At 69.5% G+C, this 16183-nt stretch carries 17 protein-coding genes; 14 read left to right on the top strand and 3 right to left on the bottom strand.

The window, feature by feature from the left end; genetic code table 11:
• The first annotated feature begins 167 nt into the window (after positions 1–167).
• The 10 genes from ACFQUZ_RS20315 to ACFQUZ_RS20270 are packed head-to-tail and all read left to right on the top strand — an operon-like array spanning position 168 to position 7560.
• The gene (locus tag ACFQUZ_RS20315; protein WP_377444501.1) at positions 168–1085 is read left to right on the top strand and encodes a phosphoenolpyruvate hydrolase family protein; all 918 of its coding nucleotides are present in this window, start codon (positions 168–170) and stop codon (positions 1083–1085) included.
• Positions 1082–1450, top strand: coding sequence for a cupin domain-containing protein (locus ACFQUZ_RS20310; protein WP_377444498.1), 369 nt, complete (start codon positions 1082–1084; stop codon positions 1448–1450). Before ACFQUZ_RS20315 ends, ACFQUZ_RS20310 begins: the two co-directional genes overlap by 4 nt.
• Positions 1447–2787, top strand: coding sequence for an MmgE/PrpD family protein (locus ACFQUZ_RS20305; protein WP_377444496.1), 1341 nt, complete (start codon positions 1447–1449; stop codon positions 2785–2787). Before ACFQUZ_RS20310 ends, ACFQUZ_RS20305 begins: the two co-directional genes overlap by 4 nt.
• A complete protein-coding gene (locus ACFQUZ_RS20300; RefSeq protein ID WP_377444493.1) occupies positions 2784–3431 on the top strand; it encodes an MmgE/PrpD family protein in 648 nt (215 codons plus the stop codon). The genes ACFQUZ_RS20305 and ACFQUZ_RS20300 overlap by 4 nt, the downstream gene beginning before the upstream one ends.
• Positions 3428–4099: a cysteine hydrolase family protein gene (locus ACFQUZ_RS20295; protein ID WP_377444491.1), complete on the top strand. Its 672-nt coding sequence runs from the start codon at positions 3428–3430 to the stop codon at positions 4097–4099. The genes ACFQUZ_RS20300 and ACFQUZ_RS20295 overlap by 4 nt, the downstream gene beginning before the upstream one ends.
• Positions 4096–4398 (top strand): NIPSNAP family protein, encoded by a 303-nt coding sequence (locus ACFQUZ_RS20290; RefSeq protein WP_377444488.1) that lies wholly within the window; start codon positions 4096–4098, stop codon positions 4396–4398. The genes ACFQUZ_RS20295 and ACFQUZ_RS20290 overlap by 4 nt, the downstream gene beginning before the upstream one ends.
• A gap of 40 nt (positions 4399–4438) precedes the next feature.
• Positions 4439–5293, top strand: coding sequence for an NAD(P)-dependent oxidoreductase (locus tag ACFQUZ_RS20285; protein ID WP_377444485.1), 855 nt, complete (start codon positions 4439–4441; stop codon positions 5291–5293).
• Positions 5290–6189 (top strand): alpha/beta fold hydrolase, encoded by a 900-nt coding sequence (locus tag ACFQUZ_RS20280; protein WP_377444482.1) that lies wholly within the window; start codon positions 5290–5292, stop codon positions 6187–6189. Before ACFQUZ_RS20285 ends, ACFQUZ_RS20280 begins: the two co-directional genes overlap by 4 nt.
• Positions 6186–6308 carry a hypothetical protein gene (locus ACFQUZ_RS20275; RefSeq protein WP_377444479.1) on the top strand — a complete coding sequence of 41 codons (123 nt, stop codon included), beginning with the start codon at positions 6186–6188 and terminating at the stop codon, positions 6306–6308. The genes ACFQUZ_RS20280 and ACFQUZ_RS20275 overlap by 4 nt, the downstream gene beginning before the upstream one ends.
• Entirely contained in the window at positions 6301–7560 is a 1260-nt protein-coding gene (locus ACFQUZ_RS20270; protein WP_377444476.1) for an amidohydrolase family protein, read from the top strand. The genes ACFQUZ_RS20275 and ACFQUZ_RS20270 overlap by 8 nt, the downstream gene beginning before the upstream one ends.
• Before the next feature lie 10 nt (positions 7561–7570).
• On the opposite strand, the gene ACFQUZ_RS20265 is transcribed toward ACFQUZ_RS20270, so the two are convergent.
• On the bottom strand, positions 7571–9118 hold the full coding sequence (locus tag ACFQUZ_RS20265; RefSeq protein ID WP_377444473.1) for a PLP-dependent aminotransferase family protein: 1548 nt from the start codon (positions 9116–9118) through the stop codon (positions 7571–7573).
• A 52-nt stretch (positions 9119–9170) separates the two neighbouring features.
• Here ACFQUZ_RS20265 and ACFQUZ_RS20260 point away from each other — a divergent pair, with 52 nt between their 5' ends.
• From ACFQUZ_RS20260 to ACFQUZ_RS20245, 4 genes are all read left to right on the top strand, one after another.
• Positions 9171–10385 carry a Tm-1-like ATP-binding domain-containing protein gene (locus ACFQUZ_RS20260; protein WP_377444470.1) on the top strand — a complete coding sequence of 405 codons (1215 nt, stop codon included), beginning with the start codon at positions 9171–9173 and terminating at the stop codon, positions 10383–10385.
• A gap of 567 nt (positions 10386–10952) precedes the next feature.
• Entirely contained in the window at positions 10953–12404 is a 1452-nt protein-coding gene (locus ACFQUZ_RS20255; protein WP_377444468.1) for an MDR family MFS transporter, read from the top strand.
• Positions 12405–12685: 281 nt separating this feature from the next.
• Positions 12686–13144 (top strand): RNA polymerase sigma factor, encoded by a 459-nt coding sequence (locus ACFQUZ_RS20250; RefSeq protein WP_377444466.1) that lies wholly within the window; start codon positions 12686–12688, stop codon positions 13142–13144.
• On the top strand, positions 13141–13944 hold the full coding sequence (locus tag ACFQUZ_RS20245; RefSeq protein WP_377444463.1) for a hypothetical protein: 804 nt from the start codon (positions 13141–13143) through the stop codon (positions 13942–13944). Before ACFQUZ_RS20250 ends, ACFQUZ_RS20245 begins: the two co-directional genes overlap by 4 nt.
• 360 nt (positions 13945–14304) lie before the next feature.
• Here ACFQUZ_RS20245 and ACFQUZ_RS20240 read toward each other — a convergent pair whose 3' ends face one another.
• Positions 14305–15393 carry a serine hydrolase domain-containing protein gene (locus tag ACFQUZ_RS20240; RefSeq protein WP_377444460.1) on the bottom strand — a complete coding sequence of 363 codons (1089 nt, stop codon included), beginning with the start codon at positions 15391–15393 and terminating at the stop codon, positions 14305–14307.
• A gap of 102 nt (positions 15394–15495) precedes the next feature.
• The gene (locus ACFQUZ_RS20235) at positions 15496–16062 is read right to left on the bottom strand and encodes an acyl carrier protein (RefSeq protein WP_377444457.1); all 567 of its coding nucleotides are present in this window, start codon (positions 16060–16062) and stop codon (positions 15496–15498) included.
• Positions 16063–16183: the final 121 nt, after the last annotated feature.

The raw sequence follows: 16183 nt of genomic DNA, 5'->3' as shown, positions 1-16183 counted from the left end.
GTTCTGCGGATATATTGACACGATGCTGGCGCGGTGTGACCCTGGTGGCCCGGCCCGATCTCGGCAGGAGGCTGAGCCGTGGTTCCCGTGCTGGCCGCCACCGGAGGACCACCTGTGACGACCCTGTGACGACCCCCGCCCACCCCACGCACCGGAGGTACCAGCAAATGCGCCGCTCAGAGCGCGTCCAGCAGTTTCACGACAAGGTCCGTTCCGGACATGCCCTGATCGGCGCCGGCGCGGGCACCGGGCTCTCGGCCAAGTGCGCCGAGCTGGCCGGTGTCGACTTCATCGTCATCTACAACGCCGGCCGGTTCCGCATGGCCGGCCGCGGCTCGATGGCCGGCATGATGCCGTATGGCAATGCCAACGACATCGTCGTGGAGATGGCCGCCGAAGTGCTCCCGGTCGTCGCCCACACGCCCGTCCTGGCCGGCGTGTGCGCCACCGACCCGTTCAAGAACATCCCACTGTTCCTACGGCAGCTCACCGAACTCGGGTTCGCCGGCGTGCAGAACTTCCCCTCGGTATGCCTGCTCGACGGCTCGGCCCGCGCCGACCTCGAAGCGACCGGCTACGGGTTCGACAAGGAGGTCGACATGGTCCGGATCGCCCACGGGATGGGGCTGCTCACCGCGACGTACGTCCGTACCGAGGACGAGGCCCGCGCGATGGCCGCCGTGGGCGCCGACATCGTCGTCGCCCACGTCGGACTCACCGCAGCCGGGCTCATCGGCGCCCGCGACGCCCTGTCGCTGGACATGGCCGCCGAGCGGACCGCCGCCATCCACGACGCCGCCACGAGCGTCCGTGACGACGTGCTGGTGGTGTGCCACGGCGGGCCCATCGCCACCCCGCAGGACGCGCAGGACGTGTTGCGGCTCGTGCCCGGCGCGGCCGGCTTCCTCGGCGCGTCAAGCATGGAACGGATCCCGGCCGAACGCGCGCTGATCGAGACGATGCGGCGGTTCACCGAGGTGACGATCGGTCACGGCACACACGTCGACGCCTCCCTCGGCGGTCACGGCACGCACGCCGACCCCGTTCTCGACGGCCACGCCGAGCAGACGGGGGCCGTGGCGTGAGGCTGCACCGCGAGGCGGACCTGCTGGCCGACCCCACACCTGTACCCGAACCGGAACGCTTCTTCGGCCCCGCCTATAGCGCGGCCATCCAGAGCGGGACACCGAGCAAGGTGACGACCGCGCTGATCCGGATGGCACCGCATACCCGTGGCCACTGGCACCGCCACGCCGACGGACAGGTCATCCATGTGGTGGCCGGCTCCGGCTATGTGGGCCGCCGGGACGCCGAACCCCTGGAGATCACCGCGGGCGACACCGTCTGGATCGAGCCTGGCGAGGAGCACTGGCACGGCGCGTCCGAGGCCGGCCTCGCGCAGATCGCCTTCTCCCTCGGCGCCATCACCTGGCTGGAACCGAGCAGATGAGTGACTCCGCGGCACCCACCTATGAGCGGGTCGCCGACGCGCTGGCCGGCCTCGCCGCCCGCCCACTGCCCGACGACGTGACGCACGCGGCCCGCCGCACCCTCTTCAACGTCCTCACGGTCGCGCTCGGCGCCGCCCGTACACCCCAGGTGTCCCGGCTCGCCGCCACCCTCGCCGTGCCGGACGGCGTACCGGCCGCACCCGGCATCGACGAGCGGGCCAGCGAGGCGAACGCCGCACTGCTTACCGGTTTCGCCGCCCACCTCGACGACTACGACGACACCCACCTGCGCACCGTCATCCATCCGGGAGCCGCGGGCCTCGGCGCGGCCTGGGCCGCCGGCTGGACCGCCCGTCGAAGCGGGCCGGACCTGCTGGCCGCCTACGCCATCGGCGCCGAACTCCAGCTCCGGTTGGGTAACGCGGTCAGCCCGGAGCATTACGACCGTGGCTGGCACATCACCGGCACCTGCGGAGTGCTCGGCGCGGCCGTCACGGCGGGGCTGCTCCTGGGGCTCCCTCCGGACCGGATGGCTGACGCGCTGCGGCTCGCCTCGGTGCAGATCCTCGGGCACCGGGAGGCGTTCGGCACAGAAGTCAAGCCGTTCCACGCGGGCAAGGCGGCGGCCAACGGGATGGTCGCCGCCCGCGAAGCCGCGTCGACCCGCTACGGCACTCCGGTCGACCTCGGTCCTCTGCTGGCCGCGTTCGCCCCGGACCGGTCCGACCCGGACGAACTGCTCGACGGCCTCGGCCGGCGGTGGGAACTGCTCGCCAACACGTTCAAGCCGTACCCCTGCGGCATCGTGGCCCATCCCGGCATCGACGCGGCTATCCAGGCACACCGCGTCGGGATCACCCCGACACGCGTCGTCGCTGTCGACTACCACTGCCACCCGCTGGTGCCCGAGCTGATGGGACGCACCGCGCCGCGGACCGGCCTGGAGACCCGCTTCTCCGCGGTGCACGGCGTCGCCGCCGGCCTGGCCACCGGCGCGGGCGGGTTGGCGCAGTTCGACGACGCGGCGGCCGTGGACCCCGTCCTGGCCGCGATGCGTGACCGCGTCACGCTGCGACCGTCCGACACGATCGCCCGGGACGCCGCGGTCCTGAGAATCGAGACCGATGACGGCCGGGCCGTCGACGTCGCCGTGACGCACGCGCGAGGCAGCCGCGACCGGCCACTGACCGACGAAGAACTCATCGACAAGGCGGAGGCCCTGGTCCCCGGTCGGGCCCACGCGATCTGGACCGGCGTCGGTCGCCTCGCGGCGCCGGGAAGCCGCGGCAGCCTGCCGGATCTGCTCGCCGGCGACCGGATCGAGGTGGGCCGATGACTACCCCTACGCTCGCCGCATTCGTCGCCCGAGCATCCGTGCCGCCGGAAGTGTCCGCGGTCGCCGGCGCGTGCTGCGCGAGGCTGCCGGTAACGGACCCTCGACACGATCCGGATGGTTTCTGGGTGGTGTGCGTGCTGCTGCGCCACGGCGGTGACCGGGTCGCCCTCACGGTGGCCGCCGCCGTGGGCATGGAGGTCGCCCTCCGGGTCCACGCCAGCCTCGACGGGCACCTCACCGAGGGCTGGGACCCGGCCTGCCCCGCAGTGACCCTCGGCGTGGCGGCGGCCGTCGCCCGGCTCGACGGGCTGGACGCGGCGGCCACCGCCCGAGCGCTCGCGATCGCCGCCACGCAGGCAGGTGGCCTGACCGAGGCCGTCGGCACACCGCTCGGTGATTTCCAGCGCCGGCGAGCCGCCGAGAACGGACGCCAGGCAGTCGACCTCGCCCGCGCCGGGATGACCACGCCCGACGCGCCCCTGGAAGGCCGCCGCGGCCTGTACCCGGTGATGGCGCCCACCGCCGACCCGGGTGCGCTGGTCGACGGCCTCGGTCGACGCTGGCTCCTCGCCGGTCGGTCGACCCTGAACCGTGAACACTCCTGGGACGGGGCGACGGAGTATGCGCGGGCGGTGCTGCCGTGACCGCCACCGATGCTCCACTGTCCGCCCGGGTCCGCCCGTCGACGACCGCTCTGCTGCTCGTCGACTTCTGCAACGACTTCGTCGACCCCGCCGGGAAGACCGCTGTGGTGGGTGGTCGCGACGTCAGCCACGCCCAGCGGGTGCTGCCTGCCGCCGCCCGCCTCGCCGCTGCCGCGCGGCGCGCCGCCGTACCCGTGATCCACGTCCTGCACACCACGCTGCCGGGCGGCGCCAGCGATTCGCCGGCCTGGCGGGACGCGCGGTCCCGGGCAGCGTTCTCGGCTCCCGACATCTGCCGTCTCGGCACCTGGGGGCAGCAGGCGGTGGCGGCGCTCGCGCCCGAGCCCGGCGACCACGTGGTGCACAAGTACCGGTACGGCGGCTTCACCGGCACCAACCTGGAACTGGTGCTGCGCAGCCTCGGCCGGCAGACCGTCGTCTGCTGCGGCGTCTCCACAAACGTCTGCGTCGACACCACCGTGCGGGAGGCCTTCGCCCGCGACTTCTTCGTGACGATCGCCGCCGACGCGTGCGCGTCCTGGGACATGGACCTGCACGCCGCCGCGCTGGCGACCGCCGCCAAACGGTTCGCTGTCGTCGCCGATGTCGACGACATCCGAGCCGCCTGGAACCAAACCGACCACGCCCAGTCAGGAGGCACCGTATGATCGCCGAGTTGCGGTTCTACACCATCACGCCGGGACACAGCGAAGCTCTGTTCGACGAGTTCACCGCCGTATCCCTCAAGCTGTTCGCCACACACGGCATCACCGCGTACGGGCCGTGGCGCCGCCAACTGACCAAGGGCGAGCAGTTGGTGTACGTCCTGGAGTTCGCCGACGAGCAGGCCCGCGACGAGCGGTGGGCGGCGTTCCGCGCGGACCCGCGGTGGCAGGCCGTCCTCCGGGCCCGGGCCGCGGCCGAACCGCACATCGCCGGCAGCGAGATCCTGACACTGAGCCGATGAGTACCCGCACCTACGGTCACCGTGTGGAGGTGGCGACCCGATGACGGCGTCGATCGGTTTCATCGGCCTCGGAGCAATGGGCCTGGGCATGGCGACCAACCTGGTCAGGGGCGGCCACCGGGTGTATGGGTACGATCCCGACCCGGGCCGCCGCGGGTTGGCCACGGCAGCCGGGATCACCGTCGTCGACTCACCGGCCGAGGCCGCCCGGCACGCGTCCGAGACCGTCTTCTCGGTCGTCCGCGACGCGGCGCAGACCCGCGCCGTCCTGCTCGGGGACGCGGGCGTGGCCAGCGTCGCCGTGCCGCGCACCGTCGTCGTGTGCAGCACCCTCGACCCCACCACGATGCGTGGGCTGGCCGACGCACTTGATCCGCACGGGGTGACCGCGGTCGACGCGACGATGTCCGGCGCACCGTGGGGAGCCGAGGCGGGCACGCTTACCCTCATGGTGGCCGCGCCGGCCGACGTCTTCGGGCGCCTGCGCCCGCTTCTCGATCTCATGGGCAGCAACATCTTCCACGTCGGGGAGCGGGTCGGCACCGCACAGGCGACCAAACTCGCCGTCCAGCTCACGTTCGGCATCAACATGATGGGGGTCTTCGAGGCGATCCGCCTGGTCGACAGCCATGACGTGAGCGAGGACCAACTCATGGCGATGCTGTCGGTCAGTGTCGGACGCAGTTGGGTGGCGGAGAACTGGCCACGGGTGAAGCCGTGGTGGGAGCGGTACGTCGCCGGCGAGGACCTCGACATCCTGCTCAAGGACCTGCGCTCGGCACTGCGCGAGGCCGACGCCGAGATCCTGCCGCTGCCGATGACGGCGCTGTCGTTCCAGCTGATGCGGCACGTCTGGCCGGCCTGGTCGGCGCTGCGCGAGCAGGACGCGTCGTGACCGACTCGTTCGCCGTCTGCGCCGACGGCACCCGACTCGCGGTCACCGTCCGGGGCAGCGGACCGGCGCTGCTGTTTCTCCACGAGGTCGCTGGTGACCAGCGCGACTGGGCCGCACAGGTGGACCGGTTCGCCGACCGGTACACCTGCGTGCGGTACAACGCACGCGGCTATCCGCCGTCCGATGTGCCCACCAATCCCGCCCGGTACGGGCAGCACATTGCCGTGACTGATGCGGTGACCGTGCTCGACCACCTCGGCATCGATGCCGCACACGTGGTCGGTCTGTCGATGGGCGGCTTCTGCGCGCTGCACCTGGCGATGTCGCACCCGGACCGCTGCCTGAGCGTGACCGTCGCCGGCGCCGGTTACGGGTCGGCCCCCCACCAGCGGGACGGCTTCGCCGCGGAGGCGCGCGCCGCGGCGGACCTGTTCCGGCACGACGTGGCCGCGGCGGCACGGGTCTACCGCGACGGTCCCACCAGGTTGCAGCTCAAGCGCAAGGATCCCGAGGCGTGGCACCGGTTCGGAGACCGGCTGGCCGGCCACGATCCGCTGGGCATGGCGCTGACGTTCACCCGGGTGCTGGCGCTGCGCCCGTCGCTGTATGACCTGCGGGAGACCCTGTCCCGGGTGGCCACGCCGGTGCTGCTCGTGGTCGGCGACGAGGACGACGGCTGCCTCGATGTCAACCTGATGCTCAAGCGGGTCATGCCCACCGCCGCCCTGTGCGTACTGCCGCGCACCGGCCACACGATCACCATCGAGGAACCGGCGGCGTTCAACGACACGCTGGAGACGTTTCTCGCGTCGGTCACCAGCGGCGGTTGGGTGCCCCGCGACCCCGGCACCCTCGGGCGAGGGCTTGTCGGAATGACCACAGGAGGGAACACGTGAGCATGTTTCCGGTGTGTCAGCTCAGGCTCGTGGTGGAGACCGAGGAAACGGTCAGCCTCGCCGAACGCGGCACCCTGCCCGGCTTCGGCACCGACGAGCCCGGGCGGCCGGATGCGTGACACGCTGCTGATCCGCGACGCGCTGCTTCTCGACCGGGACGACCCGGTCGACATCCATGTCTCCGACGGCCGGATCCAGCGCATCGAACCGGCGACCGACGGCAACCCTCGCGACACGGCCGGGGAGGTGCTCGACGCCGACGGCGGCCTGGTGACACCGGCGTTCGTCGAACCCCACCTGCACATCGACAAGGCCCTGACCTACCCGCGTCTGCCCCCGCCCGGTGCCGGGACCCTGGTCCACCGTGCCTCAGCGCGGACGCGGCAGGTCAAGGCCCACTACGCCCGCGACGACCTGATCGCTCGCGCCAGCCAGGCTTTCACGCTCGCCATCGGCCACGGCGTGGGAACCATCCGCGCCCACGTCGACATCGATCCGATCGGCGGGCTTACCGCGCTGTACGCGATGATGGAGCTTCGCGACCGGTACGCCACCGCGCTGGACATCCAGCTCGTGGCGTTCCCGCAGCAGCCCATCGCCCGTGACCCGCGCGCCCGGGGTCTGCTGCGTGCGGCCCTGGCGGAAGGCGCCGACGTGCTCGCCGGCGCACCCGACGTTGAGCACCCCGACGACCGGGCCGCCCACCTGGAGGCCGTCCTCGCGCTCGCCGGCGAGACCGGGGTGCCGCTGGACGTCCACTGCGACTACAGCTACGACCCTGGGCAGCGTGACCTGGAACGGCTCGCTCGGCGCACGGTCGAGCTCGGTCTGGTGGGCCGAGTACGGGCGGGGCACTGTTGCGCGCTCGACGCCTACGATGACGCGACCGCCGAGGAGGTGATCGCCGCCGTACGCGCCGCGGCTATCCACATCTGCGTCTGTCCGCTGGGCAACCAGCTGCTGGTCGGCGACGAGATCCCGCCACGTGGTCGGGGCACCTCCCGGCTGCGCACCCTGATCGCGCGCGGGGTCGAGGTCTGCGCTGGCGGTGACAACGTGCACGACATGTGGTTTCCGTTCGGGCGGCTCGATCCGGCCGAGGTGGCGATGGCGACGGTGCTGGCGGCACAGCTGCGCGTACCCGAGCAGATCCGGCAGGCGTTCGACATGGTGACCGTCGGCGCGGCTCGCTATGTCGGCGCGCCGGCAGACGGTGTCCAGGTGGGCGCGGTGGCCGACCTGGTCGTGTTCTCCGCCGCCTCACTCGTCGATGTCCTGCGAAACGCGCCTGGCCGGCGAACGACCATCAAGCGGGGCCGCGTGGTGGGCGGCGCGGAGTCGCGAGTCTGGGCCGATGTCCGCAGCGGTTGAGTCCACCAGCTCACGGGGTCAACACGACGCGACCGGACGGCACCTTGCGTGCGGTCCGCGCCAGCGCCTCCGCCACCGCCGAGGTCACTGTCAGGTCCGCGACACCTGCGTTGAGCCGGATGAACCGATCGTGCCCCGGCCGCAGGTAGAACGGATCGCTGGTGGCCAGCAGGAATCCGTGGCCCGCCGTCTCCGCGACCACCTCACCCGCCCCCCAGCGCGATGGCATCGGCAGCCACAGGTGCAGTCCGTCCGGCCCGGCTGTCGCGGAGATCGCACCATCGGTCCGCTCGCGGATCATATCGGCGAGGGTGCCGCGCCGGTGCTCGTAGGCCCGCCTGGCGCCATCCAGGACCCGATCGGTCTCCGGATCGGCAAGCAGCGCGGCGAGGCAGCGCTGCGCGGCACGCGGCGTCCAGCCATCGGCGTACGTCTTCGCGAGTGCCAGCCGTGTGCGCAACTCATCGCCGGCCACCACCGCGGACATTCGCAGGTCCGGGGCGATGCTCTTGGAGAAGCTCCGCACATAGATGACCCGCTCGCGCAGCCGGGGGTCCGATACCAGGCTGCCGGGGCGGGAAGACGCGGCCTCGGCGAAGTGGTCGTCCTCCACGATCCACACCGACGGGTGTGCGAGCAGCACCTCCGCGAGGGCTGCACGGCGCTGAACGGTCCAACTCACGCCGGTCGGGCTCTGGGCTCGCGGAGTGAACAGAGCCACCCGCGCCCCGGCAGCTATCGCTTCCTCCAGCGCCTCCGGACGCACGCCCTCGGCGTCCATCGCCATGCCGACAAGGGCCAGACCCCCGCGCTCGAACGTGTCCATCGCGGTCTGATATCCCGGTTCCTCGACCGCCGCGATGACCTGCTCGCGGCCTCCCTCGGCCCGCAGCAACTCGGTCACCAGGGCCAGGACCTGCTGGGTGGAGCTCGCCACCAGAATGTCGTCGGGTCCCGCCTCGATATCGTCCCGGCGCAGCCGGGGCAGCAGCTGCTCGACCAGCACCGGGTCCGGGTCGAGGTGCGTCGGGTACTGCAGATCGGCGGCGCTGAGCGACTCGGCGGCCGCATGCCACGCCCGCCTGATCGGCGAGGTCGGGAGCATCGACGGATCAGGTCCGCCACGCATGAGGTCGGCCGCGCCCGGAAAGGCCGCCCGCAGCCGGCTCTCGGCCAGGGCGAGGGCGCCACGGCGCCAGGCCAGGGCAGGCAGAGCCGCCGGTCGTGGCGGTCGCCGACGACGAAGCTCGTCGCGATCGTCATCTCGCACCTGGCGGAGCGACGGCGCGGGTCCCGCCAACTTCGTGACGAACGTGCCGCGGCCCACCTCACCGGTGACAAGTCCCTCGGTGCGCAGATGGGTGTACGTGCTCATCACCGTCGTGACGCTGACCTGGAGCAGTTCGGCGAGTTCCCGTACCGTCGGCATCCGGTGCCCGGCCGGCAGGTCACCACCCCGGATGCCGTCACCGAGGACGTTCGCCAGCCGCTCGTACAACGGCCGCCCATCGTCGATCTGTCGAATCGACCGAGCACGTTCCCAAACCCCATCTGCCATGCGAATATTCTACGAACAAATCGTTCTAGAACGAAACAACCAGGAGGTCGGTTTGGCCACAGTCGTCCTGGCCGGTGCCCTCGACACCAAAGGCGAGGAATACGCGCTGGCCGCTCGCCTGCTGGCGCAGAACGGTCACACGCCACTGCTTGTCGACATCGGCGTCCGGGACAGTCCCGTTGTATCGCCTGATATCTCGCGGGAGGACGTCTGCGCCGCCGCCGGTTCGACCCTTGACACGGTCCGCGCGGCGCCAGACCGGGCAGCCAGTCTGACGATCATGGCCGACGGCCTCGGCCACGTGCTGCGCCACCTCCACCAGGACGGACGACTCCACGCCGTCCTCGCGATGGGCGGATCCGGCGCTCTCATGACCGCCGCGCCCGGATTCCGCACCCTGCCACTGGGACTGCCGAAGGTCATCGTCACCACCATGGCCGCCAGCGACATGTCCTCCGTCATCGGCGCGAGCGACCTCGTCGTACTGCCCGCCGTCGTCGACATCGCCGGCATCAACCGCTTCTCCCGCTTCGCGATCGACCGCGCCGTGGCCGTCACCACGGCGCTGCTCGGGACGTCCATGGACACCCACCGAGCTGGCACGCGGGTGGTCGCGCTAACCATGCTCGGCGTTACCACCGACGGCGTCTCGGCCGCCCGGCGGCACCTGTCTACCGCCGGCTACGAAACGATCATCTTCCATGCCAACGGTGTCGGCGGCCGATCTCTCGAAACCCTGGCCGCCAGCGGCTGGGTCGACGCCGTCGCGGACCTCACCACCGCGGAGATCGCCAGCCACGTCGTCGGCGGCACGGCCACCGCCGGCCCGGACCGACTCACCGCCGCCGGCATCCACGGCATCCCCCAACTCGTCTCGATCGGCGGGTGCGACCTCGCGATCTTCGGCACGCACGACCACCTGCCCGACCGCTACCAGCACCGCACGCTGTACCGACACGGTCCCACTGCCACCCTGATGCGTACCTCGGTTGACGAATGCCGCCAGATCGGCGCCGAGATCGCAGCCAAGCTGGCAACCGCACGCGGACCGGTGCAGGTGATCCTGCCGACGGCAGGACTGTCCGCCCTCTCGGTGCCGGGCGGGCCATTCCATCACCCGGCCGCCGACCGTGCGCTGCGCGAGGCATTGCTCGATCACCTGCCTGCCCACATCACTCCCGCCGAGGTCGATGCCTCCGCCAACGACGACACCTTCGCCGAAACCGCCGCCGCGATGCTGCTGGCGGAACTACGCACCACGGCATGACCCAAGCCGGGTCACCGAGGCAGCGCAACCGGGAAGACAACCTCTACGAAGAAGAAATCGACAAATGCCCGGCCGCGCCGCACAGGTTAAAGATCAATTTAGGCCATGTGTCGACGTCCCGGGTCAAGAGCGAGATTCGGTCGACTGCATGGCGCGTACCCGAGTACGACCGCCGCCAGGTAGCGCGGGTAGTGGGGCGGGTCCGCCGCTCCCACCGCGAAGCAGCGGGCTGCCCAGGCACCCGGCGATCCCGTGCACATTCATGCCGACCGCGTCCGGCGGCCGCGGCGCGGGTACGCCGAACCAGGCGCCAGTCCGCTACGCGGTGAACGCCGCCCTCGGGCCCGCTACGCGGTGAACGCCGCCCTCGGGCCGGGGAAGGATCCCCTCGACAGCCAGCCGGCCGCCCGCTGCTGACGAAAACGGGGTGACATCCGGCGGGAAGTCTCGCAATGTGGGTCGCTGCGACGAATTTGTCGGAGGTGGCGGTCAGTCTTGGCGTGACGCCGATGGCCAGCAGTACAGCCGACCATGACCACTATCTGCCCACGACCCGATCGAGGTAGCGTGCCCGTCCAACAGCTCGACTCGCCTGCCAAGTCCGCGACCTCGGTCGGTACGCCGCCCGTGATTCGGCTGCTTGTGCTGGCCACGTTCATCGTCATCCTCAACGAAACGATCATGATCAACGCGATCCCCCGCGTGATGGGCGCGTTGAACATCACCGAGCAGACCGCCCAATGGCTGTCGACCGCCTTCATGCTGACCATGGCGGCGGTGATCCCGATCACCGGGTGGTTCCTCCAGCGGGTATCCACCCGCAGCGCCTACGCCACGGCAATGGGCTTGTTCCTGCTCGGCACCGCATCGGCCATCGTCGCGCCGAGCTTTGAGGTACTCCTCGGCGCCCGCATCATCCAGGCCTCAGGCACGGCTGTCATGATGCCGCTGCTGATGACCACCTTGATGCATGTGGTGCCCGAGCAGAACCGCGGCAAGGTGATGGGCAACGTCACCCTGGCCATCTCGGTCGCGCCCGCGATGGGCCCGGCGATCTCAGGCGTGATCCTCAACTTCGGGTCCTGGCGCCTGCTGTTCGCCGCCGTGCTCCCCATTGCCGCCCTGATCACCTGGGGCGGCATGAAGCAGCTCAAGAACGTCGGCGAACCCGAGGTCAGCACCATCGACTGGTTCAGCGTCGTGCTGGCCGCACTCGGCTTCGGTGGTCTGGTCTACGGGCTCAGCCGGTTCCAGGGCGGCAGCATCGGCCAAGCCACCGGGATCGTCGTGGCCGGTCTGGTCGCTATCGCCGTCTTCGTCTTCCGCCAGATGTCGCTGCAGAAGCTCGGCTCGCCGCTCATGGACCTGCGGACCCTCAAGCACCGCACCTACACGATCGCGCTGATCCTGATGTCGGTCGCCTTCATGGCGATGCTCGGCTCGATGATCCTGCTGCCGCTCTACCTGCAGAACGTTCGCGGGCTCAGCGCCCTGCAGACTGGGCTGCTCGTGATGCCCGGTGGTCTGGCGATGGGTCTGCTCGGACCGAGCATAGGTCGTCTGTTCGACCGGTTCGGCGGCCGGGTCCTGGTTATCCCGGGCACGATCGTGATCACACTCGCGCTCGTCGGCTTCACCCAGATATCGATGTCCATGCCGTACTGGCAGATCCTCGCCCTGCACACGCTGATGATGGTGGCTCTCGCCGCGACCTTCACCCCGGTCTTCACCCTGGGGCTCGGCGCGATTCCGCCGGCCCTCTACGCCCACGGCAGTTCCATCCTGGGCACACTGCAACAGGTAGCGGCGGCCTTCGGTACCGCGCTCGTGGTCACCGTGATGAGCGCCCGAGCCGATTCACTGGAGGCGAAGGGAGTCGCCGCCGCACTCGCCAACCTTGACGGCATGCGGCTGGCCTTCATCATCGGCGCGGTGCTGTCCGCCGCCGCGATCACCACCGCTCTGTTCCTACCCGCCAGAACAGGCAGCAACGCCGGAAAAGTAGGACACGGTCACTGAAGTAGCCGAGGCGCTTCCGCAGATCGCCGCCGTCGAGTTTGCCTGGACCGTCGAGGCGTACGGCACCCCGAGCGGGAGAAACACGCGGTTTGGTGCGGTCGCGCCTCTGCCCAGCGGCCGAGCCATGATCGGTTGGGGAGCGAGATTGGCAGGGTGGCATGCGCCCGGCGAGGGCGGCTGCGGGTTGTCTAGTCGTCGACGTGGCGGTTGATCGCGGGTCGGGTCCGATTCTTCGGCCGTCGGTGCCACGTTTCGGGGCGTCGGGGCGACGTAGAGGTGTGATGGAAGCGAAGACCGGCCCGCCGGACTTGGAGCGGGTTTATCAGGATCATCGTGTGGCATTGCTGCGGTTGGCGTTTCTGCTGACTGGATCGCGGGAGCATGGCGAGGATTTGGTGCAGGCTGTGTTCGTCACCGCGTTGCCGCGGTGGGATCGCATCGAGCAGCCGTTGCCGTACCTGAAGCGGGCGATCGTGAACCGGGCGGCGGATCATCACCGTCGCGCCGCGCGGGAACGCATGCTGGGTGTGCCGGAATCGGTGACATTTCCGCCCGAGGTCGATGAGACGTGGGAGCAGGTCCAGAGGTTGTCGCTGGTTCAGCGCACGGTTGTGATCTTGCGATTCTACGAGGACCTCTCGTTGGCGGAGATCGCCGCGGTGATGGATCGCCCGCCAGCGACGGTCCGGTCTGATCTGAAACGTGCCCTGCAGCATCTACGGAAGGCCCTCGGCTCATGAGCAACGACGATGTTGACCTTGCGGTTGATCCCGCCCTCGATGCCCGGCTGCGTGGGACGCTGAACGCGGTCGCAGCAAGGATTACTGACGCCGATCCCGTCAAAGGGACGGTGAAGCCGCACATCGTGGCGCAGTCGGCCACGGTAGTGAACCCACGACGGGTGCGGCGCAGGCGCAGGCGGTGGCTGCCGGTCAGCCTGGCAGCCGCCGTCGTACCGGTGGCCGCTGCCTCCACCCTGGCCATCGGCCCTGGTGACGTCGATCAGATTCCACCCAAGGACGCCTTCATCAGCGGATCCGAGGACGGCGAGCGCTACTGGCTCGTTCCGTCCTTCCACAGCGACGCCTGTGGAAACACCGTCGGCGGCGCTGAGCTGGTAATGGAGGACAACAACACCGTCGGCGAGGGGTGGAACACCGCCAGCGTCGCCTACGGCGAGGCCCCCAGGGGTGGGTCGCCCGGCTCCGGCTGCTACGTCAGCGACCAGGCGCAGTGGCTTACCGATCCGGGCCGCGTCGACAAGCTCTCTCAGCGGCTCGGCGGCAAGGACCAGGACGGAGACTGGATCACCCTGATCGCGGTCCACCCGAGGGTCACCACCCTACGCATCGCCGACAATGCACGGGCCACCCGCGACGTGCACACGCACACCCTGCCCAACCAGCCTGACGGCCCCCGGTACGCGGTGTTCACCACCCCCGCCCGCAAGCCTGAGGTCAACCTCTCCGTACACCTCTTGGCCGCGAACAGCCAGCCCGTAACCACCGACCCCATCACGATCAACCTGGCGAACCAGTAACCACCAGCGACGCGACACGTCTCCAGTGGTTACCAGGCTGGCTCACGTTGCCTGAGGATCTCCGTGGGCCAGTCTCCCTACCGGCACGGTGACGAGTCAGGACTCCTGCGCCATCGGAAGGCGGCACTATCGGCATCTCCAGGACTGGCGAATCGTCCGCGTTGTCGGTACGGCGGGTCAGCGGTTGCCAGCCGCATTGATCGTGGCGATCCTCCGGCGAACGGCTCCTCCGGCCGCCGACGACCTCGCTACCGGAGCGATCGTCGTGGTTACCGAGGACTGGCGGCCGGTGCTAACCATGCCCATCCTGCGTGGCAAGATCTCGTCAGCCGATCACCATCGACCACTGCCTCAACCCTCTTACACACGAGCCGGGTCGGCAATGGGAAGTCGCAGGTCTGCTCGGATGGCCCGCCCCACCTTGTCGAACAACGCGTTGTTTGCGGTGCCGACATTGGACACCCGCAGGACGACCACCGTATTTGACGCAGGGTCACACACCGCGGACACGACACACCGCGACGCGATTGTTCCCGGGTGTCCGAAGCTGCCGGGATCCCAGGCGGATCCGAGGCCCCCACCGCCTCCGGACAGATAGAAACCCAGCCCGAACGGCCGGGTCTCGTCACCGTGCCAGAACCGGACGCCGCCGTGGTCGGTGATCAGCTGGCGCATCGTCCGGGTACGCAGAATCCCGTCATGGGCCAGGCAGCGTCCGAGGTGGTTGTACAGGCGTCCGAGGTCACCGATCGTCGATGACCCACCGTATGCGGGATTCAGCCTGTTGGCGCGGGCGCTCTCCGCCGAATCCCGAACGGCGACCCAGCCGCCTTCGATCGAACGGCGATGGAAAGGCTTCGCCACCTGGTCGGTGTCAACAAGGAGGGTTCTCGACAAGCCCAGGGGCTGAAGCACCATCTCCCACACGACATCGGTCAGCGGACGGGAGTACGTTTGCTGCAACACCCATCCGAGCAGATGCCAGCCCTGGGCGATGTTGTAGACCGGGTGCGCCTCCCAGAAGCCGTCGGGGAACTCGGGCTTCAGGACAGCGGCGATGTAGTCGTCGAATGTCAGGTCGTACACCCGTGGTCCGAGGTGATTGGGGAGTCGGCTCGAGTGCGTGAGAAGCTCACGGAGGGAGATGGCGGCGACCTTGGGGGCCGTCCCAGCCGGCGCCCACCTGGCCATCGTATCGTCGAGACCCACCAGACCTGTCTCCACCGCACGGGCGACGCTCACCGTGATCAAAGGCTTCGTCGCACAGAGCATCTCGCAGACATCGCCGGCTTGTGCCGGCTGTCCGGGCACGACATTGCCGAATCCGACGTGGGCAATGACCTCGTTGCGGTAACTGACGTACAGGTGAGCGCCGAGGATTCGTCCCTCTTGGGTAGCGCGTTCGAGAATGTCCGTCGCACCGCTCAGCTGCCCGCCGCTGATCCTCACGATACTCTCCGGGCGCCGATACGGCTGCTCGTGCCCGAACGAGGGTCTGCCATCCGGTCCACGACTGGCGGAATGGACGATCGCCAACTCGCAGACCCCCGGTCAACCCGTGACATCGTCGCGCTCGTTCGTCCTGTCGCCGAAGACAACGACAGCGAGTTCTCGGACAGTGTCCGTCTCGAAGAGCCGCATCGCGTCCACGGAAACGCCGAACCGTGCGGTCAGCGCCGCACTCAGCTCCGCCAGAACCAGTGAGTCCGCTCCGACCATGGGCAAGCTGTCTGTCATGCTCAGCCGCTGGATGGGCAGAAGCTCCGTGATCAACTCACTGAGCATCTTCTCCGCTGCGGTGACGGGCGGATCGAGGCTGAAGACCCATGCCGGGTTCTCGGCAGCCCGCTCGCTGAGTGTGATGCACATGGTGTGGTCCAGCGCGCCTGTGGACGCGCATCGAGGCACGGTGCCCACCACGACGACACACACGTTCGCGTGGTCCTCGTCGATCTCGTCCAGCACGAGATCACGTGCCCACGGGCCATAGACAAGACCCTGCCGCTCCAGAAGGACATAGAGACGGCCGTCCGGTGACCGGACGGCCGCGACATCGTTGATCTCGGCGCGCTCCCGGAGACGCTGTTCGGTCCCACCAAGGTCGACTACCTGCCACATGGGCTTCCCTAAGGTTGATGATTTTGGGGTTGATGCCCGGATGCCCGGGACGATGGGGTGTGGCTGATACGGCGTCTGCCGCGAGGTGACTCGGAAAGTACGGCCGCCCCAGTCGTTCCAG

The organism is Plantactinospora sp. GCM10030261 (assembly GCF_042666615.1).
Classification (GTDB): Bacteria; Actinomycetota; Actinomycetes; order Mycobacteriales; family Micromonosporaceae; genus KBS50.
Note: the sequence above shows the minus strand (reverse complement) of the source record. Positions and strands in the feature narration are given on the sequence as shown.

Excerpts from the sequence above, each read along its gene's own strand:
- ACFQUZ_RS20265 (WP_377444473.1), bottom strand. The coding sequence starts at position 9,118 with ATGGCAGATGGGGTTTGGGAACGTGCTCGGTCGATTCGACAGATCGAC.
- ACFQUZ_RS20285 (WP_377444485.1), top strand. The coding sequence starts at position 4,439 with ATGACGGCGTCGATCGGTTTCATCGGCCTCGGAGCAATGGGCCTGGGC.
- ACFQUZ_RS20245 (WP_377444463.1), top strand. The coding sequence starts at position 13,141 with ATGAGCAACGACGATGTTGACCTTGCGGTTGATCCCGCCCTCGATGCC.
- ACFQUZ_RS20250 (WP_377444466.1), top strand. The coding sequence starts at position 12,686 with ATGGAAGCGAAGACCGGCCCGCCGGACTTGGAGCGGGTTTATCAGGAT.
- ACFQUZ_RS20270 (WP_377444476.1), top strand. The coding sequence starts at position 6,301 with ATGCGTGACACGCTGCTGATCCGCGACGCGCTGCTTCTCGACCGGGAC.
- ACFQUZ_RS20300 (WP_377444493.1), top strand. The coding sequence starts at position 2,784 with ATGACTACCCCTACGCTCGCCGCATTCGTCGCCCGAGCATCCGTGCCG.
- ACFQUZ_RS20315 (WP_377444501.1), top strand. The coding sequence starts at position 168 with ATGCGCCGCTCAGAGCGCGTCCAGCAGTTTCACGACAAGGTCCGTTCC.
- ACFQUZ_RS20290 (WP_377444488.1), top strand. The coding sequence starts at position 4,096 with ATGATCGCCGAGTTGCGGTTCTACACCATCACGCCGGGACACAGCGAA.
- ACFQUZ_RS20235 (WP_377444457.1), bottom strand. The coding sequence starts at position 16,062 with ATGTGGCAGGTAGTCGACCTTGGTGGGACCGAACAGCGTCTCCGGGAG.
- ACFQUZ_RS20305 (WP_377444496.1), top strand. The coding sequence starts at position 1,447 with ATGAGTGACTCCGCGGCACCCACCTATGAGCGGGTCGCCGACGCGCTG.